Raw genomic sequence first — 26,751 nt, forward strand, 5'->3', positions numbered from 1 at the left:
TCCGCCGCTAAGCCAGGTTGGAAGCAAGCTTCCAACAAGACTCCGCTCGACTTGCATGTATTAGGCACGCCGCCAGCGTTCGTCCTGAGCCAGGATCAAACTCTCCAATTAGTATTGAAAAGAGCGATTGCTCATTTTGAAACATCTGACGAGAATTTGCATTCTCTAATTTTGGATCTCACTTGTGTGAAATCCCACTCACTCGTTGTTCAGTTTTCAAAGATCAAGCTCGTCGTTGGCTTATATTATCTTGTCACCAGCAACTCTTATAATATATCACGTTCGGCCGATTAATGCAAGCTCTTTTTTTAACTTCTTATCGAGCTCGGCGTTTAACTTTCATGGCCGGAATAAGAATATACCATGTACAGAGATTCATTGCAAGCATTATTTTATAAGAAAAAAAGCTATTCCATATACACCGCTTAAAACAAAGCAGCTAAGCAGGGAATAGCTTTAAAGCCCTATAAATGTTACACCCTATATAGTATTAAGCAATGATCTCCTGAATATACAACTCCCGCTCCAGCATTAAATTAACGATCACACCTTCAACCTTGACCATGGGCCGGGTAGGATTGCTGCGGTCTGTAAATATAATCTCACCATGGCGGCCATCACTAAGGCGTATTCTTGTACCGTTATATAAATCGGTTGTTTTTTGAATGAATGTTTGAACAATGACCGGGTCCAGCTTCCCGAAGCTCTCAGCCAGTAACTCCTCCAGAACCAGGTATGGGGACTGTGCCTTTCTATAAGCCTTCTCCAGCGTCATGGCATGGAATATATCAGCCACGGCCACGATCTTGGCATAGAAGTGGATCTGGCTGCCTTCCAGCCGGAGTGGATATCCTGAACCGTCGATCTTCTCATGATGCTGCAATGCGGCCAGCCGAACGCCCTCATTGATAGCTGTAACATTGCGCAGCAGCTGGTACCCGTAAGTGGTGTGCCTGCGGACTTCTTCTATCTCACTGGCATCCAATGGTGTTGGCTTCTGCAGCAGTGATGCATCCACTTTAACGTTTCCTATGTCATGCAGCAGGCCTGCAAATGCGGTCTGCATCCAATCCTTTTGCGGGTACCCGCACCACTGGGCGATTTTGTAGGAGGTTAATGCAGAGAGCACTGCGTTGTGATAATTGTAATCCTGGTCAAAAAGAACGCGCGGTGCAAACTTCAGAATATGATAGTCCTTTAAATGACTGATCAGTACTTCCAACTGGCTTCGCAATTCAAGTATAGGCAATTGGGCAGCTGCAGCAGAAGCATAGCTTTTCTTAACAAGAGCCAGCATCTTCTCATATTCATCGTGAAGCGGAGAATTGCTTTTGGCAAGCTGAGACTCATTGATTAATGCCCCTGGCTTGGAGGCTGTATGCTTGGTGACTGCCTTGGCTGACTCAGGAGCTTTGTTCTCTTCCTGGGCGCCTTCAATCTCTATGTGCTGGATCAAAAAAGCCTGCAGGATTTCAATATCCCGCGGCAGTATGATTTTCCCCTTGGTGAATAAAACCCCTCCCAAAGGTGTTACCACATCTTTAACAATCTTCGACCCTGGCTTTACTTCCCCTACGGATATGCTTGGCATACAATCAGCCCCTCTGTTTCTGAAACACTTGTGCCCAGTAATATAACTCTCTAATTATAGTATGGATAACTGCAAGCGGCTAGATGGAGCAGGGATTTTCCTTAAATTTAATTGCAAAATATGTTCAATTCAACTGCAGGTACGCAAAAAAGAGCATGAGTTTCTGTAAATAGAAACCCATGCTCTTGATATTAATTTACTCCAGAGGACCCTCTTCACCATCAGATACTGTCTCAGACTGGACTTCGTCCCCAGCTTCCCCAGCAACTCCGCCTGTAACTTCCTCGCCAGCCTCTTGCTCGGAGAATTCATCCTCTTCACTCTTATCGGCTCTGCAGAGCGTAGCCACAGCATCATCTTCACGGATGTTAATCAGCTTAACCCCTTGAGCATAACGTCCCATGGTAGAAATACCATCCATGCTGGTACGGATCAGGGTGCCGCTCGTTGTAATGATCATGAGGTCCTCGTCTTTTTTGACAACCTTCAGTCCAACTACAGGACCATTCTTGTCGGTAAGGTTAATGGTCTTGATCCCTTTGCCGCCACGGGTCTGGGAACGATAGTCCAGGGCAGGGGTACGTTTACCATAACCCTTGGAGGTTACAATCAGTACTTCCAGCTCCTTGTCTACACAATCCATCCCAATAACATGGTCATTGGCATCAAGTGTAATACCTTTTACGCCGGTTGCGCTGCGGCCCATAGAACGGACATCATTCTCTGAGAACGTAATCGACATTCCGCGTGCAGTACCGATAATCAGGTCTTGCTCGCCATCCGTAAGCTTAACCTCGATTAGGGAGTCTTCCTCACGGAGGTTGATTGCAATCAATCCGCCTTTGCGGATATTGTTGTAATCCTCCAGAGGTGTCTTCTTGACGATCCCTTCACGGGTAGCAAAGAAGAGGTATTTGTCGCTGTCGGCATCTTCCACCTGGATTACAGCACTAATCTTCTCCCCTTGTTCAATCTGAATCAGGTTGATAATTGGTGTCCCCCGCGCAGTCCGTCCAAGCTCCGGAATCTCATAAGCCTTGATCCGGTATACCTTGCCCTTATCGGTAAAGAACATCAGGTAATTGTGGGAGTTGCTCACAAAGAGATGTTCCACGAAGTCCTGGTCTTTGGTATCCATCCCCATAACACCGCGGCCTCCGCGCTTCTGGCTGCGATAGGTGCTGACCGGCAGACGCTTAATATATCCGGTATGCGTAATCGTGATGACAACCTCTTCACGCGGAATCAGATCCTCATCAAGGATGCTTTCTTCTCCAACCGTGATTTCTGTACGGCGGTCATCAGAGTACCTGTCACGGATCTCCTGAAGCTCGTTGCTGATTATCTCGAGTACCAGATGCTCATTAGCCAGAATCTCACGGTACTCAGCAATCTTAGCCAACAGCTCATTATATTCGTTCTCAATTTTTTCACGTTCCAAGCCGGTCAGACGCTGCATCCGCATATCCAGGATGGCTTGTGCCTGCTCTACGCTGAGACTGAATGTGCTCATCAAGCCATCCCGCGCAATATCAGTCGTGCGGGAAGCGCGGATCAAAGCAATAACTTCATCCAGATGATCCAGTGCGATACGCAATCCTTCCAGAATATGCGCCCGTGCCTCAGCTTTTTTGAGGTCAAAAATCGTCCGGCGACGAATAACTTCTATTTGATGCTGCAAGTAATGGTGCAGTACATCCCGGAGATTAAGAATCTTCGGTTCGTTATTAACGATAGCAAGCATGTTGATGCCAAATGTAGACTGCATCGAGGTATGCTTGTAAAGATTATTCAGCACCACATTCGGGTTCACATCACGTCTCATCTCAACAACTACACGCATACCATTGCGGTCCGATTCATCCCGGAGATCTGTAATGCCTTCGATCCGTTTCTCACGCACTAATTCAGCGATCTTCTCAACCAGTCTGGCTTTGTTGACCTGGTAAGGCAGCTCACTTACAATGATCCGCGCTTTGCCGTTATTTTCTTCGATATCCGCTTTGGCCCGCATGGTTACCGATCCGCGGCCTGTACGGTAAGCTTGGCGGATGCCCTCACGGCCTAGAATGTAACCAGCCGTTGGGAAATCCGGGCCTTGAATATATTCCATGAGTTCCATGGGTGTAATGTCAGGATTTTTGATCATCGCCTGCACACCGTCAATAACCTCTCCCAGGTTATGAGGAGGAATATTGGTAGCCATACCAACAGCGATACCAGATACCCCGTTAACAAGCAGGTTCGGATAGCGGGCAGGCAATACTACCGGCTCATTCTCTTCACCATCATAGTTGGGTGCGAAATCAACGGTCTCTTTATTCAGATCGCGTAGCATTTCTCCGGCAATTTTGGAGAGCCGGGCTTCGGTATACCGCATGGCTGCTGCCATGTCTCCGTCAATTGAGCCAAAATTCCCGTGGCCATCGACAAGCATATACCGCATTGAGAAATCCTGCGCCATCCGGACCATCGTTTCATAAACAGCAGAGTCCCCGTGAGGATGATACTTACCGATAACCTCACCGACGATTCTTGCTGATTTCTTATGAGGTTTATCGGCAAACATTCCAAGTTCCGACATCGCAAACAAAATGCGTCGGTGGACAGGCTTAAGTCCGTCCCGCACATCCGGCAAAGCCCGGCTCACAATGATGCTCATCGCGTAATCCATAAAGGATTCGCGCATTTCCTCACCAATGTCCCGATCTTTGACTTGCGGGTTATTTTGTTCAGCCATGAGTTGCTGGACCTCCTTCAGTTAAAAACCGCTACCCTTAATTATATTACTTTCACAAAAGCAGCACAATTAAACATGATAGCCTTTTATCTTCTATAATGATTTTCTTTAGCGGGATAAGGGTATACGCCCGCTCCGCCATTGCCTTCAGCACATAGAATGTAAAGACAAGAAGAAAGGCTCTATAACTCTTATTTTGTCCCAAAAGACATAGCCCCATATCCTTATATTATAACATTGTTTGGGTTGCTTGTCCTGAAATTTCAAATGCCAATGCCTGACTCTATGAATATGAATTGTAGTTTACTGCTCGTAATACTTTGAAGGAGGCAGGTCATGAAGATTCAGCGGGTGTCCAGTAAATGGGCCAAGACGAAAGTCATTTTATCCAACCGCCAGTTGGCTGTATTTATTCCCGAAACGCGAAAATACAGCCTGGAGGCGTTAGTAGAACTGCTTGGGATTTACGGAACGGTATATATTAAGCCAGATCGCGGGACTTATGGCAGCGGGGTAATGAGGGCAGAACAGCGTACGGTTCATTTAAGCCCCAGTGACCGTCAACCCGGGAGCAGTGACTGCGCTTTAACCCATGGGATCGTGGAGAGTGATGTAGTTGTTGAACAAAAAGTAATGTATATTCTGCGCTATGCAAAAGATGCAGAGGCCTTCTCCTCACCACAGGAGCTGCATGCAGCCTTGCTGCCGCGGATTAGAGGACGTACGTATTTGATCCAGCAGGGTATTGATCTGCTCTGTCATCAGGACCGCCCTTTCGATCTGCGGGTACTTACGCAAAAAAACCTTTCAGGAGCATGGGAAACCACGGGGATGCTGGGCAGAGTAGCCGCTCCACAAAAAGTTGTCACTAACTACCACAGTGGGGGCAGCATTTATACCGTTCGCAATCTGCTAAAAACGCATATGATTCCAGATGAAATGAACGCGACCATTCAGAAGCTGAAATTTATGGGCGTAAAAATTGCCGCACAGCTAGAAACCGCCTATCCGGGTCTTAAAGAGATTGGACTTGATGTAGCTATAGATTCACATCATGATCTATGGCTGCTGGAGGTCAATACGCTTCCATCCATTATTGTATTCAGCAGCTTTCAGAATAAGTCTAATTACCGCAAGATCCGCAGCTATGCCCGGGCTTACGGCAGATTAAAAAAAGCCCGCCCCGCCTCAGTCCGTCGATACAAACGGGCTAAAAGACATTAAAAAAGAACCTCCGCTCTCTTATTTATCACAAATAGAGAAAACGGAGGTTCATTACAACAAACTGCCACGTATTAAATATCCAGGTTACGCACGGATTGTGCATGCTCCTGAATAAATTCCCGCCGCGGCTCGACATTGTCGCCCATCAGCGTATCAAAGATTCCGTCGGCGAGAATTGCATCCTCAATGGTGACCTGCAGCATCATACGGCTCTCAGGGTCCATAGTTGTATCCCACAGCTGAGCCGCATTCATTTCCCCAAGGCCTTTATACCGCTGAACGTTGACTTTAACATTCTCGCCGAAGCTGGCAATAATTTCATCACGTTCCTTCTCGGTCTGAGCATAGCGAACGACCTTATTGCGTTCAATCTTAAACAGCGGCGGCTGGGCGATATAAATATAGCCCGCTTCGATAATCTTCCGCATGTAGCGGTAGAAGAAGGTCAGCAGCAGTGTTCTGATATGGGCACCGTCGACATCCGCATCGGTCATGATAACAACCTTATGGTAACGGGCTTTGGACAGATCGAAATCATCACTGATGCCAGTTCCCAGAGCGGTGATAATCGCCCGGATTTCAGCATTGGACAATATACGGTCGAGCCGCGCTTTTTCAACGTTCAGGATCTTGCCGCGCAGCGGCAGAATCGCCTGGAAATGACGGTCACGGCCCTGCTTGGCAGAACCGCCTGCAGAGTCTCCTTCGACGATGTACAGCTCGCTGATGGAAGCATCCTTGGAGGAGCAGTCTGCCAGCTTACCCGGCAGGGCGCTTACTTCAAGTGCACTTTTACGGCGAGTCAGCTCACGGGCCTTGCGGGCCGCTTCACGGGCACGGGAAGCCTGCATGGATTTCTCCAGCACACGCCGGGAAACTGCCGGATTCTCTTCCAAAAACTCCTGCAGCTTCTCTCCGAAGAGAGATTCTACAACACCGCGGACTTCACTGTTGCCCAGCTTGGTCTTGGTTTGGCCTTCAAATTGCGGCTCTGGAATCTTAACGGAAATAATCGCTGTCAATCCTTCACGCACATCATCGCCGGTAAGATTGGAGCTGCTGTCCTTAATGACTCCCGTTTTACGGGCATAGTCGTTGATGATCCGGGTTAAAGCGCTTTTGAAGCCGGATTCATGGGTCCCGCCCTCATGGGTATTAATATTATTGGCAAAAGAGTAAATGTTCTCTGTATAGGAATCGTTATACTGCAGAGCAACTTCCACCGCAATCATATCGCGGGAACCTTCTACGTAGATTGGTTCCTCGTGCAACGCTTCTTTTTTCTCGTTCAGATACTTTACATACTCAACAATACCGCCTTCGTATTTGAACACATTAGAGACACCGGTGCGTTCATCCAGCAGCGAAAGCTCAATGCCCTTGTTAAGAAAGGCCAATTCGCGAATGCGTGTGAGCAATGTCGTATATTCAAATACTGTGGTTTCGGTGAAAATCTCTGGATCCGGATGAAACGTTGTTGTTGTCCCTGTCTCATCGGTATCACCAATGATCCTGATATCATACTGTGGCGCACCGCGTCTATATTCCTGCTGGTAAATGTGGCCGTCACGCTTGACGTTCACAACAACCTTCTCGGACAAGGCGTTTACGACGGATATCCCTACACCGTGCAAACCGCCTGATACTTTATATCCACCGCCGCCGAATTTCCCCCCTGCATGCAGGACCGTCATGACGACTTCGAGCGTCGACTTCTTCAGCTTCACATTCTCACCGACAGGGATACCCCGTCCATTATCGATTACTGTAATGCTGTTATCCTCATGAATCTTCACTTGAATCCGGTCGCAATAGCCTGCCAGCGCCTCATCGATACTGTTATCGACAACCTCCCAGACCAAATGATGCAGACCTTTGGCGCTAGTAGAACCGATGTACATGCCGGGACGTTTCCGAACTGCCTCCAGCCCTTCCAGTACCTGAATCTGGCTCTCATCATATGTCGGTTGATTCATTGACATGCCTTCACCTACTTCTTTCAGATTATCTCTTGTAACTCACACAACGTTATATTTCCAACAAGATTTTGGCTCTTTTTTTGAGAGTGGAGGAGGAGATAGGGGAGTAATATACAGTATTTTTGGTTACGACAATGGACTTCGCTTCCTCTTCACCGATTCGTTCCAGTTTCTTGTCCTGCTCGGAATGAACAATGAACTGCTTCGATATCTTGGAGGACTTCTCAATCGAGATATCAAAAATAGCGATTAACTCTGAGGATCGAATAATCTTCTCCCCGCCCAAATGAATATACATGGTCTTCCTCCGCTCTTTAGATCTCCACTTTGCCGTCATGCACATGATATAGGCTTGCGCCTTTTAATCTATCGGCACTCAGACTTTCAATCCCGGTGGCGGTAATAAAAGTCTGCACCTTGCTTTGAAAGGTTTCGATAAGCTGGGTCTGACGGTAGGGATCAAGTTCGGACAAAACATCATCAAGAAGCAGCACAGGATACTCTCCGATCTCTTCATGGATCAGCTCGATTTCCGCCAGCTTGAGCGATAAAGCTGCCGTGCGTTGCTGCCCTTGGGAGCCGTAGACCTGAGCTTCTCTTCCGTTGATAAAAAAGGACAGGTCATCCCTATGGGGACCCGTCAGCGTCATGCCGCGCCTGATTTCCTGATCTCTCGTTTGTGATAACTTTAACATAAAATTGTCTAATAAGACAGCTTCATCTTCCATTTCGCGCTCACCAAAAGAAGGAACATACAATAGTTTCAGCTCTTCTCCTCCGTTTGTAATGCCACGATGAATGCTTTCTGCCCATATTTGCAGCTTCTTTATGAATTCTTTCCTTTTTTTGACGATTTTAACACCATGTTCTACAAGTTGGGCATCCCATATCTCCAAAAGCTCTTTGCCGGCAGCCTCTTTGCCCCATAACTGCTTCAGTAAATTGCCCCTTTGGAGCAGCACCTTCTGGTATTGCTGCAGATGAAACAGGTAGCTTGGCTGTACCTGGCCAATCTCCATATCGAGGAACCGGCGTCTTATGCCGGGGGTCCCTTTGACAATCTCCAAATCCTCAGGAGCAAACATGACGACATTTAAAGAACCGATGAACTCACTGAGCCTGCGCTGCTCCAGCCCATTAATTCTGGCTTTTTTGCCCTGTGCGGATAAGGTCAGCTCCAACTTCAAATCACCGTATTTCCGCTCGACCTCAGCCACTATCTGCGCAGAGCCTGCCGGAGCATCGAAGGAAATAAGCTCCTTATCCTTGGAGGTACGGTGACTCTTGGTCATGGCCAGAACAAACAGAGCCTCCATAAGGTTGGTTTTGCCCTGGGCATTCTGACCGAGGATCAGGTTCACATCGCCCAGGCTCTCCAGACGCAGCAGCCCATAATTGCGGTAATACTGCAGACCGATATTTTTGACAAACACGAAGCTGAGCCTCCCCGAGTGTTATTCTTTTATTCCGCCGCCTTCAACCTCGAAAACGCCGTTGTCCTGAACCTCTACTTTATCACCCGGGTACAGCTTTCTTCCACGACGGTCTTCCTTTTCCCCGTTGACCTGCACATATCCTTCCTGCAGCAAGGCTTTGGCCATCCCGCCTGTGGATACACAATCGGAGAGCTTCAAAAACTGGTCGAGCTTAATATATTCACTGTGGATAAGTATTTTTTTCATGATTTTTGCCCTTTCAGCCACTTATCCACATGTGGATGGACAGCGGCATTAATTGGTTGTCCGGTATGGGAGAATTACGTACAGGCTGCGGCTTTCATCCAGCGGCTTCAGAATGATCGGACTCATCATTCCGGTAAAAGCAATGACGAGCTGTTCACTTTCTACAACCTTGAGCACATCCAGCATATATTTCGAGTTGAAGGAGATTTTCAGCGGCTCGCCTTTAAAATCAATAACCTCCAGCTCTTCCCGGACCTTTCCAAGCTCTGACGAGCTGGATGAAATCTCAACATCACCGTTTTCCAGCGTCTGCATGCGTACGATATTCGTTTTTTCCTCACGCGACAGCAAATAAGCACGGTCAATCGATTCGCTGAGTTTTTTTGTGTCCAAAGTTAGTTCTGTTTTGTAGGCGGTTGGAATAATCCTAGAAGTATCCGGATAAATCCCGTCCAGGATCCGTGAGTAGAACAGAACCTTGTCGATTTTGAACAGCACCTGGTTATCGGCAACGACAATATCCACCAGCATATTCTGGTCCGGAATAATTTTACTCAATTCGTTCAGCGTTTTACCGGCAATGACGACATTCGCAAATTGGACGCTTTCCGTACCTTCCAGATGCGCAGCTCTTGTAGCCAGACGATGGCGGTCAGTGGCCGTGAATTTGAATTCATTATCGCTAAGATTCCACAGAATCCCTGTCAAAATAGGGGTCGTCTCCTGGGTGGAGATGGAGAAAGCGGTTTGTTTGATCATATTTTTCAGCAGATCGCCAGGCAAAGAGATTGTATCATTCTCTTCAATGCTGGGCAGTACAGGGAATTCCTCCGGATCAAGGCCGACGATTTGAATCTCGGTGGAACCGGAAGAGATATAGGTTTGAAAGCCTTCTTTGACTTCCATGTGGATTTCTTTGGAGGGAAGCTTCTTGATGATCTCCACGAAAAACTTGGCTGGAAGCACAACACTTCCGGGCTGCTCGACTTTTACGATCGTCTGGCTGTCATCTTCTGCAGGAATGAAGGATTGGATGGAGATATCCGTATCGCTGGCAGTCAGGGTAACTCCCTGATGGCTGACTTCGAACTTAATGCCGGTCAGAATCGGGATGGTGGTTCTGCTGGAGATTGCCTTGGATACGTGACCTATCGATTCGTTGAGCTCATTTTTGAGAATGCTTATTTTCATGATTTCACTCCTAGCTGAAAAATTGGGAAACCGGTGGTGGTTTATTCACTTCGCAACGCGGCTCTTAGAAGATGAATTATTATAGTTATTTAATAGTATTAGTAGTAGGGGCCCGGTTTATGTGGATAACCCGGAAAACAGCATAAAATTAAGCCTACCCACATGTGTATAGATTGTGTATAGGCTCTTAGTTCCTCTTAGGAAGGATTTTTAATTTTCTCCGCAAGATTATTTACCACTTTGTACAACTCCTGGTCTACCTTTAATGACTGTGTAATCTTCTCATGGGCATGGATAACGGTTGTATGGTCCCGTCCTCCGAACGCCTCTCCAATCTTGGGCAGCGAATAATCCGTTAGCTCGCGGGAGAGATACATGGCGATTTGCCGGGGAAAAGCTACAGCCTTGGTGCGTTTGCGCGCCTTGAAGTCTTCCATGCGCAAATTGTAATATTCTCCGACTTTTTGCTGAATATCACCTATGGTAATCATCTTCGGCCGGCTGGAAGGAATAATATCCTTGAGCGCCTCGGCTGCCAGATGGGTCGTTACATCCTGGTTGGTCAGGGAAGAGTAGGCGACTACCCGGATTAGAGCCCCTTCCAGCTCACGGATGTTCGTATCGATCTGATTGGCAATGTACATCATTGCTTCATTCGGAATGTCGAGGTTCTCTGCTTTGGCTTTCTTGCGAAGAATGGCAATTCGCGTCTCCAGATCCGGCGGTTGAATATCGGTGATGAGTCCCCATTCAAACCGGGAGCGCAACCGTTCTTCCAATGTGGGGATTTCCTTTGGGGGACGGTCGCTTGAGATAATAATTTGCTTGCGTTCTTCATGCAAAGCGTTGAACGTATGGAAAAATTCCTCCTGTGTTGATTCCTTGCCGGCGAGGAATTGAATGTCGTCAATGAGCAATATGTCAACATTGCGGTACTTGTTGCGGAAGCTTTCACCGCGGTTATCACGGATGGAATTGATGAACTCATTCGTGAACTTCTCGGACGAGATGTAGATGACCTTATTGTTAGGGTTATGCTCCAGCACATAATGTCCGATTGCGTGCATTAAATGAGTTTTACCTAATCCTACACCACCGTATAGAAACAGAGGGTTATAAGCCTTTGCGGGTGCTTCTGCCACAGCCAGTGAGGCCGCATGCGCAAAACGGTTTCCGGAACCGATGACGAACGTATCGAAAGTGTACTTGGGATTGAGCAAATGGGTCTGCGCTTCTTCACGCGATACCGCCGGGGAAGGGGCCATTTGCTGCACGACCGGCTCGGCCGGCTTATTCTCCTCAATCACAAACTTGACCTCGACTTGCTCTCCGGTCACTTCATAAACCGTAGCTCCTACCAATTTGGTATAACGACTTTCCAGCCATTCTACAGCAAAGGTTGTAGGCGCCGAGATGATTAGGGCCTGGGGGCTGAAGGTAAGCGCCTTCGTTGCCTTAAACCAGGTATCAAAGCTCGGCTTGCTTAACTTGGTTTGAATAATCGATAAAATTTGCTGCCATAATTCGGAAGTATGGCTGTCCACAGACTGTCACTCCTTTAAATCTTCCAAATGTGGCGTCAGCCATGAAGTGGAAATGTCGAAGAAAATGGGTTGTTGCGAAATCTTATCCCCAATAGGCAATATATAGAGACAAAAAAATATGGATAAATTTGAATTGTTCACAACTTTATCCACAGCTTGTTGATAATATAGAGAACAAACAAATCTATTCACATTCAAAAGTAATACCATCATAGCAAAACCACCCTTGTTTTTCAATGAGCAGGGCGATTTTATCCACAAATTCAATCACTTGTGTATAAATTTTAGGAACAACACTACATATTGTTGATAATTTGTTCACGATTCGACAGATCTCTTCGAACCTCGACTTTTTTTATACACAGGTTGTGCGCAGCTGTGAGTATTTCATTTTAATTTTGGTCACAGGTGGATAACTGTAAAGCGCTGTGGATTATTTTTTAGGAAACCAGGACTGTGGATAAAAGCCGTGAAAAGAGGAGGACTGGCATGTGCGCGGACAAGGTTGACTTTTACAGCGATTATGTGTTTAAATATATAAAGGTGTTTTCTGTGAGGATATGTCTCCATATTAAAATGATAATACTTGTAGATACTGTCCCTACTTTAAGGGCGGCTTAGTCCGTTTCTGCTTATATGACAGTAATTATGATCCTGTAAGGGAGGTGCAATACATGAGACCGACGTTCAAACCGAATGTGAGCAAACGCAAGAAGGTACATGGTTTCCGCAAAAGAATGAGCACGAAAAACGGCCGTAAAGTGCTGGCAGCCCGCCGCTTGAAAGGCAGAAAAGTTTTGAGTGCGTAAGTTAGGCCACTTAGGGACCACTGCGGTGGTCCTTTTTTAAATGCTTCCTTATATACCCGCAGAAACGGGTCTGACCTTTTGAGGATTAGGGTTTGCCGTTTCTTCTTATTCTAAGGATATGATTTGGCTCTGCAGAGGAATACGCCTAAGTCAGTGTTGGCTATACTTTGCGGGGCTTTTTAATATATGCATGTATCGGGTGCGGCTTTCAAGAGGTATGCGGCAAGAGCTGTTTATGCCGGCTCCCCGATGACTATACTAATTAGAAGATAAAATTCCGGAGCGCTGAGAATCCGGTCTTTGAATAGGAGATTCCCGTGCACAAAAGTTTACGATTACGAAACCGTGCCGACTTCAGCCGCGTATACCGCCATGGGAAGTCATTTGCCAATCATCAGTTTGTAGTGTATTGGTTCAACAGAAAAGAGGTGGAGCGGTTCCGGCTGGGGGTGTCGGTCAGCAAGAAGGTCGGAAACGCGGTTGTCCGCAACCGGATGAGACGGCTGGTCAAAGAGATCGTCAGGCACCATGAACCGGAAATTGCCGGGGGGCTTGATATGGTGTTCATCGTAAGAAAAGGAGCGCTCTCCAAGGATTATGCCGAGCTGGAGAAAAGCGTGCTGCATGTGCTTCGCAAAGCCAAGCTGCTCAAGGCTTCACGCACGTAATGGGGGCATAAGGGGCTTGTTTATTTGTATTCATAAATATGGTATGATTTACGGTGCAATGGAATGTTTAAGAGAGGGGTTTTGAAGTGTCTCTAATGAAGACTAGACGAGGAAAATGGTTTCTTCTCCTCGGTGTAATGGTATTGATGATTGCTGTTCTGTCGGGGTGCGCTCCGTCGTCAACCGTGACGCACACTACGGAGGATTTAAAGAATGGGGGCTTCTGGCAGAGTAACGTCGTTTATTATTTTGCCATTGCGCTCGATACATTCGCTGAATGGTTTAATGGACAGTATGGTTTTGCCGTCCTTGTAATGGTTATTATTGTCCGTACGCTTATTCTGCCGTTAACGATGAAACAGGTGAAGAGCTCGCGTGCAATGCAGGCCATTCAACCGGAACTCGAAAAAATTAAGAAAAAATATAAAGATACACCTGAAAAGGTGCAGCAGGAAACGATGCGCCTGTTCCAGGAGAACAAGGTTAATCCAATGGCCGGCTGTCTGCCGCTGATTGTGCAAATGCCGATTTTTATCGCGCTTTACAACTCGATTTATTATAACCCGTCTTTGCGAGAGCACTCGTTCCTATGGCTGCAGCTCGGTAAGCCCGACCATCTGTTCATCCTGCCTCTCCTTGCAGCTGCCACCACATTCCTGCAGACCCGGATGATGACCAAGATGAACCCCGTACAGCAGCAGGGGCCAATGCAGTTCATGATGATGGTGTATCCGGTTCTGATCTTCATCATGTCCTACAACTTCCCGTCAGCGCTTCCGCTGTACTGGTTCTATAGTAACCTGTATACCATTATTCAGAACTACTTCTTATACCGCAACAACGACAAGGCCAAGCTGGCTGTCGCCACTGCCGGTGCTGGTAGCGGTAATGCCAAAGAGGTCAATCTGGTAAAGACCAAGAACACTAACGCGCGCAAGGATGTCACTCCAGCTGCGAAAGGCAATAGCAGCAAAGGAAAGAAGGAGGCCAAAAAGTCAAAATGAGCAAAGTCGTCGCGACAGGGAAAACCATTGAAGAAGCTGTAGAACGGGGACTGAGCCAGCTTGGAGTTCACAAGGACCGGGTAACGGTCAACGTACTTGAACAGCCATCAAGAGGATTCCTGGGATTGATCGGTGCGAAAGGTGCCAAGGTGGAATTGACCTTGATTGCCGAAGCCGCACCGGCATCAGCGGCGAGTGCTCCGTCTCTGCCTCAGCAGTCAACAAGAGAGAGCAAACAGGAGGCTGCCGGCGGTGTACCGCGCCAAGATTCCGGACACCCGGTGGAGGAAGCTTACCAAGAGGCCGTTCATTTCATTGTGGATGTCGCCAAGAGCATGGGGCTCGAGGTGGAAGTGGAAGTCGTTCATGCCAAGGAATCAACTGTTCTGCAGATAGCTGGCCCGGATCTGGGACTGCTGATCGGCAGAAGAGGACAAACTCTTGATGCTCTGCAGTATTTGGCCAATATTGTGGCCAACCGTTATTCCGATAGTTTTATCCGTCTTGTGCTGGATGCGGAGAACTTCCGCGAACGCCGTAAGAAGACGCTGGAGGAGCTGGCTGACCGTCTGGCAGGACGGGTTGTCCGTACCCGCAAAGAGGTTGTGCTGGAGCCGATGTCACCGCAGGAGCGGAAGATTATCCACTCCAGATTGCAGGACCACAAGCAAGTAAACACGCTAAGCAAGGGCGAGGAACCGAACCGCCGTGTCGTTATCACATTGAAGTAGAGAATATATGCCGCAATGACTCCTTGACCAATGTAAGGGGTCATTGTTTTTTTGGAATAAAGAACCTGTCAGCTAAGCTGAAGCAGATAAAATTGAGGTGAATAGAGAATGCATAGTGACACCATTGCTGCCGTATCGACGGCATTAGGCGAGGGAGGCATTGCAATTATCCGGGTTAGCGGCCCGCAGGCAGTAGCGGAGGTGGCTCCATTGTTCCGCGGCAAAACACCGCTGACTGAAGTGGAATCGCATACCGTTCATTACGGGCATATCATTAGTCCCGTTGATGGAGAGCGGATGGAAGAAGTGCTGGTAACCGTAATGAAGGGTCCGCGTTCTTTCACTACCGAGGATGTAGTAGAGATTAGCGCACATGGCGGAGTAATCTCGGTACGCAGAGTAATGGACTTACTGCTGCAGCGCGATATTAGACTTGCGGAACCCGGAGAGTTCACGAAACGCGCGTTTTTGGGTGGACGTATTGACCTTTCACAAGCGGAGGCGGTAATTGATCTGATCCGTTCCAAATCGGACCGGGCTTTTTCGGTTGCCCTCAAGCAGGTTAGCGGTTCCCTATCCGACAGGATTCATAAGCTCCGCCATACCCTTATTGAAATGCTGGCTCATATCGAAGTGAATATTGACTACCCTGAGCATGATGTGGAATCCTTGACTGCCGAATTTATTAAAGACAAAAGCAGTGAGGTTATGGAGGGAATTAACAAACTGCTCAAAACAGCAAATGAAGGAAAAATACTGCGCGAAGGCATCACGACGGCCATTGTCGGCCGCCCCAATGTAGGCAAATCTTCTTTGCTCAATGCACTTGCCCGTGACAACAAAGCGATTGTAACCGATATTCCCGGTACAACGCGTGATGTTATAGAAGAGTACGTAACCATTAATAATATTCCGCTTAAACTGCTGGATACCGCTGGAATTCGCGAAACCATGGATGTGGTGGAGAAAATAGGTGTCGAACGCTCCAAAGCGGCCTTTAGCGATGCAGATCTGATTCTGCTCGTTCTGAACGCTGCCGATGAGCTGCATGAGGATGAATTGGCATTAATGGAACAAATCCAAGGTAGACAAGCACTGGTCATCATGAATAAAATGGACTTACCTTCCCGGCTGGAAAAGGACAAGCTGCTCACTTATTTCAGCGAATCGAGCATTGTTCGGATGTCTGTGCTGGAGGAAGAAGGTTTGGATAAGCTGGAGGAAGCAATTTCTAAACTCTTCTTTGGAGGCAAGCTGGAATCGGGCGATCTGACTTATGTAAGCAATGTGCGGCATATCGCTCTGCTCAAAAAAGCATATAAATCGCTTCAGGATGCCTATGAGGCTGCAGGTATGCTTATTCCCATTGATATGATTCAGATTGATGTGCGTCTGGCATGGGAACAGCTCGGAGAGATTATTGGCGATACGGCAGCTGATTCACTGCTGGATCAAATCTTTTCGCAATTTTGTTTAGGAAAATAACTGCGCTTGCTGAAGTGCAGCTACTATAAAGAAGAACCTGGGAGGTATCACATATGAGTTATGATGGAGGCAGCTATGACGTAGTGGTCATTGGCGCAGGCCATGCCGGCTGCGAGGCAGCCCTTGCCGCAGCGCGAATGGGCTGCCGCACGCTGATGATTACAATCAACCTGGATATGGTGGCCTTCATGCCATGCAATCCGTCCATTGGCGGTCCTGCCAAAGGGCATGTTGTGCGCGAAATTGATGCGCTGGGCGGCGAAATGGGCCGCAATATTGATAAAACCTTTATTCAGCTGCGTATGCTCAATACAGGCAAAGGCCCTGCCGTACATGCATTGCGTGCGCAAGCCGATAAATTCCTGTACCAGCATGCAATGAAAGAAACGATGGAGAAAACACCGAATCTGACTCTTCGTCAGGGAATGGTAGAAGAGCTGATTGTGGAGAATGGCAGATGTGCCGGTGTAATTACAAAGACAGGTACGGTATACCACAGTAAAACGGTCATCCTGACTACAGGAACCTATTTGCGCGGCAAAGTAATCATGGGTGAGCTGACTTATGAGAGCGGCCCAAACAATCAGCAGCCTTCGGTGAGACTTTCCGAGAATCTGCGTGAGCTTGGTTTTGACCTTGTACGTTTTAAGACAGGCACACCGCCACGGGTGCATAAGGATACCATTGATTTCTCCAAGACCGAGATTCAGCCGGGGGACGAGAAACCGAAGTTCTTTTCTTTTGAAACTAAATCATCCGATAATGAACAGCTTCCCTGCTGGCTGACTTATACTTCCGAGGTTACCCATCAGATTATTAATGACAACCTGCACCGGGCTCCTATGTTCACGGGTATTATTGAAGGAACAGGTCCAAGATACTGTCCTTCTATTGAAGATAAGGTGGTTCGTTTCAGCGATAAATCACAGCATCAGATATTCCTGGAGCCGGAAGGGAAAAATACTGCGGAATATTACGTCCAAGGGTTGTCCACCAGTCTTCCGGAAGATGTTCAGTTAGCCATACTCCGCTCTATTCCGGGAATGGAAAAGGTTGAAATGATGCGCAATGGTTATGCTATTGAATATGATGCAATGGTTCCAACCCAGCTCTGGCCTTCACTGGAAACCAAACGTTTGCCTGGGCTGTTCACGGCTGGACAGATCAACGGTACATCCGGTTATGAGGAAGCGGCAGGGCAAGGTATAATCGCCGGGATTAACGCGGCACGCAAGGTTCAGGAGAAGGAGCCGGTTGTGCTGGACCGCTCGCAAGGGTACATTGGCGTACTGATCGATGATCTGGTTACCAAAGGAACCAATGAGCCATATCGCCTGCTGACCTCACGTGCGGAATACCGCTTACTGCTTCGCCATGACAATGCGGATCTGCGCTTGACACCCATTGGTTATGAGATTGGTCTGATTCCGGAACAGCGTTACGAAGCTTTCCTGGATAAAAAAGAACGGGTAGAGCGTGAAATCATACGTCTCCGGGAAACAAAGGTTAAACCTGTGGAGGTTAATCCCGCACTTGCCGAATATGAATCTGCACCTATTGTGGATGGAAGCAACCTACTGACCCTAATGCGGCGTCCGGAAGTTGCCTATAGCTTTGTTGACCTTGTTTCTCCTTCTCCTGAGGAGCTGGATGAGGAGATGAAGGAACAGGTGGAAATCCAGATTAAATATGCTGGTTACATCGAAAAACAGCTTCAGCATGTTGAGAAACTGCAGAAGATGGAAAAAAAGAAGATTCCCGATGATATCAATTATAATGAGATTCACGGATTGGCCATGGAAGCACGGCAAAAGCTGACCAAGATAGCGCCTATATCGATCGGACAGGCATCGCGAATTGCCGGTGTAACACCAGCGGACATTTCCATTCTTCTTGTGCATTTGGAGCACTATAACCGTGTGACGGCAGCGAAAGGATAATCTATGGATAATACTGCAGTGCAGTTTACCGCTTTATTACAAGCGCAAGGAATTACATTATCACCAAAGCAGCTGGAGCAGTTCGGGCTATACTTTACAGAACTTGTTTCATGGAATGAAAAAATGAATCTGACAGGCATAACCGAACGTGAGCAGGTGTACATGAAACATTTTTACGATTCACTTTCCCTGGCATTTTTCATGAATATGGGGGAGGTCAACACACTGGCAGATATCGGCTCCGGCGCCGGATTTCCCGGAATCCCCTTAAAAATCTGTTTTCCGCATTTAAAGCTAACGATTGTGGATTCTCTCAGCAAACGCATATCTTTTTTACAACATGTCTGTGACACGCTGCAGTTAAAGAATGTACAGTTAATCCATGGCAGGGCAGAGGATGTGGCACGCCAGTTTAGTCACCGCGATGCTTATGACTTGGTTACTGCGCGTGCAGTTGCACGCTTGTCGCTGCTGAATGAGTTTTGCCTTCCGTTTACGCGTAAAGATGGCTTATTTGCGGCGATGAAGGGCAATGATCCAGCAGAGGAGTTAACAGAGGCTAAACGCAGCTTTAAAGAATTGCGTGCCGAATTACAGAAGGTGGAGTCATTCACACTTCCTGTGGAAGAGTCGGCAAGGCATATTGTTATCATCCGTAAAACAGGAGCGACACCGGCAAAATATCCGCGTAAAGCAGGAATGCCTGCCAAAGCTCCGCTGGTCTGATTGTTTCACGTGAAACATTTACCATTCATATCTGGTGTATACAAAATCAAGCTTCCAATCCTTGGGGGCTTGTTTTTTGCGTTTCCTCCTATACAAATTGAATTTAAAAATATTACAAGGAAGGGAGAAGTGGCGGAGGAGAAGTTTGGAACTGTAGGATCGGTAGCGTCCGCCTTTGTCTGCAGATTCCCACCGTTAATAACGGTATACAATCAAGAAATCTGCAGATGGGCAGCGGACGGAAGTCCAAACATTCCCTGGAGTCACGACCAATCCCAAATAGAAAAATCACAAGTTCAATTTATATAGTTGGAATGTAACAACAGAAAATGCAGGAAAAATAGGTCTCTTTGGAGAATAGGATTATGGACTAAAAAGTGATAGAATAATATAGTAAGACTTTTCATGAGAAAGTAATTGAATCGCTGCAGAGTCTCCAATATATTATGGCTTGAAGCTTAGGTTAATGCCAGGCTGTTTCATTGAAACGGGTACCTGAAAGCGATGCTGGTTTCGCTGCTTCGGAAGCATATGCTCCTTTGAGGACGGCATAGCCGTTTCTACTTGCTGTACGATAAGCTTTTCGCTAGGCAAGGTCAAGAAGATCGTACTATAACGAAATTAGGTGGTTATGAACGGAATGAAAGAACAATTCACCAAGCTTTTTGGATTTACCGAGCGGAGCAGCGGAGAAGAGGTCAAACAGATCCCGGTTCATGAGGTCATCAGCAGTCCATATCAGCCACGGACGATTTTTGATGACGAAAAGATAGACGAGCTATGTCAGACTATCAAAACTCATGGGGTTATTCAGCCAATTGTTGTTCGTGTGCGTGATTCCCTGTATGAGATTATTGCCGGAGAACGCCGCTGGCGGGCAGTTAAAAAGCTGGGCATGGAAACAATCCCGGCCATTGTTCGTGAGTTCAATGATTCGCAGGCTGCTTCTATTGCTCTAATTGAAAATTTGCAGCGTGAGGGTTTGACCTCTATCGAAGAGGCTATCGCATATCAGAAATTAATCGATCTTCATCAGTTGACTCAAGAAAGCCTGGCACAGCGGCTTGGCAAAAGCCAATCAACTATTGCTAACAAAATTCGCTTGCTGCAGCTTCCTGAACAAGTGAAAACAGCGTTGATGGAAAGACAAATCACGGAACGTCATGCGCGTTCACTGCTGTCGCTGGACAGTGTGGAAATGCAACTGAAGGTGCTGGGCGAGATCATTGCCAAAGGGTTGAATGTGAAACAAACAGAAGCCCGCATTGCCTTTTATAAAGAAGTTTCAAAGACTAAAAAGTCAAAACGGGTTTCCTACACGAAGGATGTTCGTCTCGCTCTTAATACAATTCGTCAATCCATAGATATGGTTACGGGTTCGGGAATGGAAATTAAAACCTCCGAAAATGACCGCGGCGACCATTACGAGATTGTTATTCAAATCCCAAAAAGATAAATGGTTTAAAAAGCTGAAGGCGGCCCTGAGGTGATTGGCCGCCTTTTCTGTGACCTGAACCAGCGCATCCTGCCAAAAGATCAAACATGAAGCTAACCCTGTATATTTGCCTATATTTCTCGTACATTGATGCCACAATTCAACAGGCGATTGCGCCGTACAACTCATGACCTACAAGATGATTCTTTCTAACAATTCGAGGTGAAATTAGTGTCCAAGATTATTGCAATAGCAAATCAAAAGGGTGGTGTCGGTAAAACAACGAGCTCTGTCAACCTGGGTGCCGGAATGGCTACCTTAGGAAAAAGAGTGCTTCTGGTTGATATCGATCCACAAGGAAACACTACTAGCGGCGTTGGCATCAACAAAGCGGATGTAGCAAATTGCATTTATGATATTCTTATTAATGAAGCAAATCCACAGGAAACGATATTGGAGACTCAAATCGAAGGTCTGCATATTATTCCGGCAACGATTCAATTGGCGGGTGCAGAGATTGAATTGGTGTCCACCATTTCCAGAGAACTGAAGTTGAAGAAAGCATTGAATGCGGTCAAGTCGAATTATGATTATATTATTATCGATTGCCCTCCTTCACTGGGTATTCTTACCATTAATTCGCTTACAGCCGCGGATTCTGTGATTATTCCAATTCAATGTGAATATTACGCTCTGGAGGGTTTGAGTCAACTATTGAATACTGTTCGTCTGGTTCAGAAGAACCTCAATCCTCATCTGAAGATAGAGGGAGTTCTGTTGACGATGCTGGATGCCAGAACGAATCTGGGGATTCAAGTTATCGAAGAAGTGAAAAAGTATTTTCAGGAGAAGGTCTATAGAACAATTATTCCTCGTAATGTGAGATTAAGTGAAGCTCCATCACATGGGCAATCGATAATTACGTATGACAATCGCTCCAAAGGAGCGGAAGTGTACCTAGAGTTGGCAAAGGAAGTGATCTCTTATGAGTAAGCGTTTAGGGAAAGGTCTAGATGCATTAATACCATCCTTGTCAATCAACGAAGATGATAAGGTTGTGGAGATACCTTTAGGGCAGTTGCGGGCGAACCCCTATCAACCGCGCAAGGATTTCAATGAGGATGCGATTCAAGAGTTGGCTGAGTCGATAAGACAACATGGGGTAATCCAGCCAATCATCGTCCGGAGTGTTCTGAAGGGTTATGAAATCATTGCCGGTGAACGCAGATTCAGAGCGTCGCAGTATTGTGGCAAAGCAACAATTCCAGCTGTCGTTCGCAGCCTTAGTGACCAACAGGTTATGGAAATTGCACTAATTGAGAACCTGCAGCGCGAAAACCTGAATGCGATGGAAATTGCAGTGGCTTACCAAGGGCTGATGGATCAATTTGCGCTTACCCAGGAAGAACTTTCACTAAAAGTTGGAAAATCCAGATCACATATTGCCAACTTTTTGCGTTTGCTGTCCTTGCCAGAAGAAGTGAAGGAATATGTTTCACGTGGAACAATTTCTATGGGACATGCTAGAGCAATTGTAGCGCTGAAAGATCCTGAAACAGTTAAACAACTAGCAGAACAATGTGTAGAACAACAATGGAGTGTTAGAGAGCTGGAAGAGGTTGTGAAAAACCTCGACCGCAAACCGGCCGGGGCAATTAAAGCGAAAGTCGTGAAACGTGATCCATACATTGATAATGTGGAAGAACAATTGCGTGAGAGATTTAAGACGACAGTGAAAATAAAACAGGGTAAGGAAAAAGGAAAAATTGAATTGAACTATTACAGTGCCCAAGACCTGGAAAGACTGTTGGAGCTATTGGGTAATTGATATGGATATCTTTGTCTGAAAAACATATCCTGAGATATCCCTTAAAACGGATATGGAGGGATATGTTTTTTAAAATTATAAGGTAAGGGTGAGGAGATGGAGGAGCTCGTTTATTTGGATCATGCGGCAACATCATGGCCGAAACCACCTGAAGTTGCTGCAGCCATGATGGATGCTTTGCATAATTCCGGTGCAAATGCCGGACGTGGAAATCATTCGCTGGCGATTGGGGCAGGACGGGTGATGGTGAGAGCACGGAACAAACTCGCAGAACTTTTATCCGTCTCCAATGCCCAGGATATTGCCTTTACCCAAAACACCACAATGGGGCTAAATATGGCTATAAAGGGTACACTTCAACCAGGGGATCACGTGATTACTACAATGACTGAACACAACTCCGTGCGCAGGCCTTTAGAATTTTTACGCCAGACGGTAGGCATTTCTATTGATTATGTGCAGGTAGATCCTGAAGGACAGGTGGATTTGCTTGAGCTGCAAAAAACCTTTAAACCTGATACCAAAATGATCATATGCAATCATAGCTCTAATCTCCTGGGAAGTATTCTGCCAATTGGTGAGATCGGAGATATTGCCAAATCTAAGGGTGCACTGTTTCTGGTGGATGCAGCTCAAAGCGCAGGTTCTTTAGCCATTGATGTAAAAAAAATGAATATAGATTTGCTTGCTTTTCCGGGGCATAAAGGTTTGTTGGGTCCGCAGGGTACAGGAGGGCTGTACATCGCACCTGAACTGGATTTGATTCCGCTGATGCAGGGGGGAACCGGAAGCCAGTCGGAAAATAGCGGACAGCCCAGTGTTCGTCCTGACCGTTATGAGGCTGGGACACAAAACGGGGTAGGCATAGCTGGACTGCTGGCGGGTGTGACTAAAATAATGTCGCTCGGACCGGAAAATATTCACCGCCAAGAGTGGGAGTTAACTCAGAAGTTGATGGAGGGACTGTCCGTTATTCCTGGAATCCGGCTGCTTGGGCCTAAAATGGGTTTCGAGCGGAGCGGAATTGTATCCTTCGTGGTTGAGGGGCGGGATTCGGCAGACATCGCCCACCGTTTGGACCGTCGATATAATATTGCGGTGCGGGCAGGCATGCATTGTACTCCACTCGCCCATAAAGCCGCATATACATTAGAAAGTGGAGCCGTGAGAGCGAGTGTTGGCGTTACGTCGACAGAAGAGGATGTTGACCGGATGGTAGCTGCCATGCTGGAAATGTACGGACGTACAAGTGTAAGATGAGATGCAGTGGAAAACTAGACTGTCCTTTGTTAAGAAAAGCAAAGCTTTATTAAATAGAAGATGGATGATGTAGTGCGTCAAACAGGTGGGTTCTTATATCTATACAGAAGGATGGTTTAACCATGTCGGAGTTAAATGAAATTATTAGTGAGCAGCTATCAATGTTTATCATGGGTTTTGCGCTGATCATCGTCGTGCTGGCAATTGTATTGATGATACAGGGAGCGAAGATCCGCAAAATGCGGCGGAAATATGAAGCTATGATGAACGGCAATGGAATTGAAGATCTGGAGAGCTTATTGATCGATCTCAAAAATCAGGGGGATATGCTGGAAGAAGTTCAACGCGAGCAAAAAACAATAATCGAGGCAGCACAGGTCAAACTCCGCGGCATGAAGTCAAAGGTTGCGGTGAAACGGTACAATGCTTTTGGAGAGCGGGGGAATGACCTGAGCTTCTCGCTTGCTATCATTGACGACAACCGCAGCGGTGTAGTCTTGACCAGTCTGCATAACCGCGAAAATTCCTATATCTACTCTAAACCGCTGGAGGGCGGGGAATCGCAGTATCCGCTGTCACCCGAGGAAAAGGAAGTTATCGCTCTCGCGTCGCAGCAGAGCTAGCATGGAGATTCCATTGTTTTAAGGCGGAATAGAGGCTGGAAGCAATGATATCCGACAATCGCATGACCAGACTTAACCTTGTATTCTGCAGGACGAAGTACTCCATAAACCCGCCGACATTTACAATTCCGGTGAGATGAATATCTCCGACAGGGGGAAGCTGCTTATTCACCCCGGCTCCGGGCCTCAGCGGACCATCAACTACTTGAATGCAGCCGACACTGGCGGAATGGCCCAGGCAGGCATCGATGCCGATGATGAATGGATTATTGTGTTTTTCGTGAATAAGAGTAAGGGTTTCCTCTAAATTCACAGCGTGCACAGGCTCGTCTAATGTCCCGTATAAATGAAATAAGGGGCTGTGGAAGCGGGCCAGTGCAGTCCCGACAAGGGGCCCGAGCGAATCGCCTGTAGAACGGTCTGTGCCCACACAGACGATAATAATAGGTGTGTCCGCATTGGTGCGGGAAAAATGAAACAGCAGCCGGTGCGTAATGGCGGAATAGATATTGGGATCAGCATGTGATATTTTTAAGCAAGACGGTTCCGGCAAAGGGACAGCTTTCGAAGAGAAATTCATATATGATCTTCCTTTCTAGACGGAGCAGATGTAAAAATACCAGCAAGGTTAGCAATTGACCTATCAGCTTGATAGCCTGCTAATGTTCCTAGTATATGGATGAAAAATGTTTTTTATACTTCGCGGAAAAGAGATAGGACGATAAACCCAGAAGGAGACTTGCATATGGATGAGGAACTCCTGATTGCTTTTGACTCGACCCAGCAGGCGCTGCGCGCAGAGATGCTGCTTGAATATGCAGAGATCGAAATTGATATTTTTCCTACTCCGAAGGAGATTACTGCCGGGTGTGCAATGTCGATCCAATTCTTTCGCGGAGCGCTGGGTGAGGTTCGGAAGATTGTAGAAGAGCAGAGTGTTGAAATACGCGGGATTTTTAGAGAGATGGAAGAAGGCGGCTACGCATTGATTGGGGAAGAGGAGGGGTTAGATGAATAGGTGGATGCTTGAAGCAACTGCTGCAAATGCTGTGCAAAGTGCGGTAAAGTTCAAGGATAAAGTATGGAATTTGTTAACAGATGCGAATATGTGGGCGAACGTACTATTTGCAGGGCTGCGTATTCTTTTAATCTTTATTTTGACCCGAATCATTATAAAGATTGTATCTAAGGTGATTGACCGTTCAATGGAAAAGGAGAGCCGCGGAAGATTATTGGGAGATAGCCGCAGATTTTCAACCGTTGGCGGGCTGCTGAAAAATGTGGTTACGTTCATTTGCAATTTTGTAATGATCATGCTGGTTCTTTCTGAGTTCCATTTCGATTTGGGGCCATTATTGGCGGGAGCCGGAGTTGTCGGACTTGCCATCGGGTTTGGCGCGCAGAGTTTGGTTAAGGATGTAATTACAGGCTTTTTTATTATCTTTGAGGATCAGTTCGCAGTTGGTGATGTGATTCAGACCGGTACCTACAAGGGGACGGTAGAAATGATTGGCCTCAGAACGACGAGACTGCTCAGTACTACCGGTGAGGTGCATATTATCCCCAATGGCACCATTATTAACGTAACGAACTATTCGCTGGCCAATGCGCTCGCGGTAGTGGATGTTCCTGTGAAGATTGAAAGGGGGCTGGAGGCTACGCTCGCTCTGATCGGAGAAGCGCTTAAGGGGATAGAGGAGCGGAACTCAAATGTCGTAGCCTACCCGAATATTCTGGGGATTCAGTCGATGAGCACCTCGGAATATGTGATTCGCGTAGCGGCCAATTGTCTTCCGAATGCCAGGGATGCTGCTGAGCGGCAAATCCAAAGCGATATCAAGCGGGCATTGGAGAAACAGACGGCGCTTGAGGCGGCTAAGGCTGAGCAGGAGGCGCGTGAACAAGCGGAACAGGCTGAAAGGGCTGTGAGGGAAATGGAGGCCTTGGAGGCGTCGCACAGCGGGCGTGAATCATCGGAGGTCAGACCTGACAGACAGGTTGCCGCCACGCATGAGGGAGAAAAGGGGGAGAAGTAATGGAACGGAAGATTTTTGGACTTGGCGATATTGTTCTCATGAAAAAGCCGCATCCCTGCGGCACCAATGAAATGGAGATCATCCGGATGGGGATGGATATCCGGATTAAATGTACCGGCTGTCATCACAGTGTACTCATTCCCCGGGCTAAGTTCGAGAAAAATATGAAAAAAGTGCTGCGTTCCGCCGAGGGTGAAAACCACGAATAATTAAACTTGCAAAAGTAAAACTGGCATGGTACAATAAATCTTGCTG

The 26,751-nt window shown here is 47.0% G+C and carries 26 protein-coding genes and 1 rRNA gene; 16 read left to right on the forward strand and 11 right to left on the reverse strand.

Annotation, left to right across the window (positions count from 1 at the left end):
• The 3 genes from BLQ82_RS20545 to gyrA all read right to left on the reverse strand — a co-directional run.
• Positions 1-111: ribosomal RNA gene (locus BLQ82_RS20545) — 16S ribosomal RNA — on the reverse strand; the annotation flags it as partial.
• A gap of 379 nt (positions 112-490) precedes the next feature.
• Positions 491-1,591, reverse strand: coding sequence for an HD-GYP domain-containing protein (locus BLQ82_RS20550; protein WP_062526136.1), 1,101 nt, complete (start codon positions 1,589-1,591; stop codon positions 491-493).
• Between the two features lie 196 nt (positions 1,592-1,787).
• Complete coding sequence (gyrA, locus tag BLQ82_RS20555; protein WP_062526134.1) at positions 1,788-4,331, reverse strand: DNA gyrase subunit A; 2,544 nt, start codon at positions 4,329-4,331, stop codon at positions 1,788-1,790.
• 336 nt (positions 4,332-4,667) lie between these two features.
• On the opposite strand from gyrA, the gene BLQ82_RS20560 reads away from it, so the two are divergent.
• Positions 4,668-5,555, forward strand: coding sequence for a YheC/YheD family protein (locus BLQ82_RS20560; RefSeq protein ID WP_062526133.1), 888 nt, complete (start codon positions 4,668-4,670; stop codon positions 5,553-5,555).
• Between the two features lie 71 nt (positions 5,556-5,626).
• Here BLQ82_RS20560 and gyrB read toward each other — a convergent pair whose 3' ends face one another.
• The 7 genes from gyrB to BLQ82_RS32120 form a co-directional block, all read right to left on the reverse strand.
• Positions 5,627-7,537 (reverse strand): DNA topoisomerase (ATP-hydrolyzing) subunit B, encoded by a 1,911-nt coding sequence (gyrB, locus tag BLQ82_RS20565; protein WP_062526131.1) that lies wholly within the window; start codon positions 7,535-7,537, stop codon positions 5,627-5,629.
• 46 nt (positions 7,538-7,583) lie between these two features.
• Positions 7,584-7,832, reverse strand: a complete 249-nt coding sequence (remB, locus tag BLQ82_RS20570; RefSeq protein ID WP_062526129.1) for an extracellular matrix regulator RemB — start codon at positions 7,830-7,832, stop codon at positions 7,584-7,586.
• Positions 7,833-7,848: 16 nt separating this feature from the next.
• A complete protein-coding gene (gene recF / locus BLQ82_RS20575; protein ID WP_062526128.1) occupies positions 7,849-8,967 on the reverse strand; it encodes a DNA replication/repair protein RecF in 1,119 nt (372 codons plus the stop codon).
• A 21-nt stretch (positions 8,968-8,988) separates the two neighbouring features.
• On the reverse strand, positions 8,989-9,216 hold the full coding sequence (gene yaaA, locus BLQ82_RS20580) for a S4 domain-containing protein YaaA (RefSeq protein WP_025706827.1): 228 nt from the start codon (positions 9,214-9,216) through the stop codon (positions 8,989-8,991).
• Positions 9,217-9,264: 48 nt separating this feature from the next.
• Positions 9,265-10,407 carry a DNA polymerase III subunit beta gene (gene dnaN / locus BLQ82_RS20585; RefSeq protein WP_062526126.1) on the reverse strand — a complete coding sequence of 381 codons (1,143 nt, stop codon included), beginning with the start codon at positions 10,405-10,407 and terminating at the stop codon, positions 9,265-9,267.
• A 197-nt stretch (positions 10,408-10,604) separates the two neighbouring features.
• Complete coding sequence (dnaA, locus tag BLQ82_RS20590; RefSeq protein WP_062526124.1) at positions 10,605-11,951, reverse strand: chromosomal replication initiator protein DnaA; 1,347 nt, start codon at positions 11,949-11,951, stop codon at positions 10,605-10,607.
• A gap of 184 nt (positions 11,952-12,135) precedes the next feature.
• Positions 12,136-12,273: a hypothetical protein gene (locus tag BLQ82_RS32120; RefSeq protein ID WP_157243843.1), complete on the reverse strand. Its 138-nt coding sequence runs from the start codon at positions 12,271-12,273 to the stop codon at positions 12,136-12,138.
• Between the two features lie 352 nt (positions 12,274-12,625).
• Between BLQ82_RS32120 and rpmH the strand changes: the two genes are divergently transcribed.
• From rpmH to BLQ82_RS20655, 12 genes are all read left to right on the forward strand, one after another.
• Positions 12,626-12,760, forward strand: coding sequence for a 50S ribosomal protein L34 (gene rpmH / locus BLQ82_RS20595; RefSeq protein WP_019914530.1), 135 nt, complete (start codon positions 12,626-12,628; stop codon positions 12,758-12,760).
• Between the two features lie 317 nt (positions 12,761-13,077).
• Entirely contained in the window at positions 13,078-13,428 is a 351-nt protein-coding gene (rnpA, locus tag BLQ82_RS20600) for a ribonuclease P protein component (protein ID WP_020425731.1), read from the forward strand.
• Between the two features lie 86 nt (positions 13,429-13,514).
• On the forward strand, positions 13,515-14,432 hold the full coding sequence (locus BLQ82_RS20605) for a YidC/Oxa1 family membrane protein insertase (protein WP_062526122.1): 918 nt from the start codon (positions 13,515-13,517) through the stop codon (positions 14,430-14,432).
• Positions 14,429-15,163, forward strand: a complete 735-nt coding sequence (gene jag / locus BLQ82_RS20610; RefSeq protein ID WP_062526119.1) for an RNA-binding cell elongation regulator Jag/EloR — start codon at positions 14,429-14,431, stop codon at positions 15,161-15,163. The genes BLQ82_RS20605 and jag overlap by 4 nt, the downstream gene beginning before the upstream one ends.
• A gap of 108 nt (positions 15,164-15,271) precedes the next feature.
• On the forward strand, positions 15,272-16,648 hold the full coding sequence (gene mnmE / locus BLQ82_RS20615; RefSeq protein WP_062526116.1) for a tRNA uridine-5-carboxymethylaminomethyl(34) synthesis GTPase MnmE: 1,377 nt from the start codon (positions 15,272-15,274) through the stop codon (positions 16,646-16,648).
• 53 nt (positions 16,649-16,701) lie between these two features.
• A complete protein-coding gene (mnmG, locus tag BLQ82_RS20620) occupies positions 16,702-18,588 on the forward strand; it encodes a tRNA uridine-5-carboxymethylaminomethyl(34) synthesis enzyme MnmG (protein ID WP_062526114.1) in 1,887 nt (628 codons plus the stop codon).
• A 3-nt stretch (positions 18,589-18,591) separates the two neighbouring features.
• On the forward strand, positions 18,592-19,314 hold the full coding sequence (gene rsmG, locus BLQ82_RS20625; protein WP_062526112.1) for a 16S rRNA (guanine(527)-N(7))-methyltransferase RsmG: 723 nt from the start codon (positions 18,592-18,594) through the stop codon (positions 19,312-19,314).
• Between the two features lie 640 nt (positions 19,315-19,954).
• Entirely contained in the window at positions 19,955-20,770 is an 816-nt protein-coding gene (gene noc, locus BLQ82_RS20635; RefSeq protein WP_020425725.1) for a nucleoid occlusion protein, read from the forward strand.
• Between the two features lie 210 nt (positions 20,771-20,980).
• Positions 20,981-21,742, forward strand: a complete 762-nt coding sequence (locus BLQ82_RS20640; protein WP_062526108.1) for a ParA family protein — start codon at positions 20,981-20,983, stop codon at positions 21,740-21,742.
• Positions 21,735-22,577 carry a ParB/RepB/Spo0J family partition protein gene (locus BLQ82_RS20645; protein WP_020425723.1) on the forward strand — a complete coding sequence of 281 codons (843 nt, stop codon included), beginning with the start codon at positions 21,735-21,737 and terminating at the stop codon, positions 22,575-22,577. The genes BLQ82_RS20640 and BLQ82_RS20645 overlap by 8 nt, the downstream gene beginning before the upstream one ends.
• Before the next feature lie 96 nt (positions 22,578-22,673).
• Complete coding sequence (locus BLQ82_RS20650) at positions 22,674-23,837, forward strand: aminotransferase class V-fold PLP-dependent enzyme (RefSeq protein ID WP_062526106.1); 1,164 nt, start codon at positions 22,674-22,676, stop codon at positions 23,835-23,837.
• 122 nt (positions 23,838-23,959) lie between these two features.
• Positions 23,960-24,460, forward strand: coding sequence for a DUF4446 family protein (locus BLQ82_RS20655; protein ID WP_062526104.1), 501 nt, complete (start codon positions 23,960-23,962; stop codon positions 24,458-24,460).
• On the opposite strand, the gene yyaC is transcribed toward BLQ82_RS20655, so the two are convergent.
• The gene (yyaC, locus tag BLQ82_RS20660; protein WP_062526102.1) at positions 24,432-25,040 is read right to left on the reverse strand and encodes a spore protease YyaC; all 609 of its coding nucleotides are present in this window, start codon (positions 25,038-25,040) and stop codon (positions 24,432-24,434) included. The two genes, BLQ82_RS20655 and yyaC, sit on opposite strands and share 29 nt — an antisense overlap.
• Positions 25,041-25,205: 165 nt before the next feature.
• Here yyaC and BLQ82_RS20665 point away from each other — a divergent pair, with 165 nt between their 5' ends.
• Genes BLQ82_RS20665 through BLQ82_RS20675 form a run of 3 tightly spaced genes read left to right on the forward strand, consistent with a single transcriptional unit; the run spans position 25,206 to position 26,705 of the window.
• Positions 25,206-25,478 carry a putative Se/S carrier protein gene (locus BLQ82_RS20665; RefSeq protein WP_062526100.1) on the forward strand — a complete coding sequence of 91 codons (273 nt, stop codon included), beginning with the start codon at positions 25,206-25,208 and terminating at the stop codon, positions 25,476-25,478.
• Positions 25,471-26,496: a mechanosensitive ion channel family protein gene (locus tag BLQ82_RS20670; protein ID WP_062526097.1), complete on the forward strand. Its 1,026-nt coding sequence runs from the start codon at positions 25,471-25,473 to the stop codon at positions 26,494-26,496. Before BLQ82_RS20665 ends, BLQ82_RS20670 begins: the two co-directional genes overlap by 8 nt.
• Positions 26,496-26,705: a DUF951 domain-containing protein gene (locus BLQ82_RS20675; protein ID WP_039832203.1), complete on the forward strand. Its 210-nt coding sequence runs from the start codon at positions 26,496-26,498 to the stop codon at positions 26,703-26,705. Before BLQ82_RS20670 ends, BLQ82_RS20675 begins: the two co-directional genes overlap by 1 nt.
• The last annotated feature ends 46 nt before the right edge of the window (positions 26,706-26,751 follow it).

This window comes from Paenibacillus jilunlii (assembly GCF_900102965.1).
Lineage (GTDB): Bacteria > Bacillota > Bacilli > Paenibacillales > Paenibacillaceae > Paenibacillus_AQ > Paenibacillus_AQ jilunlii.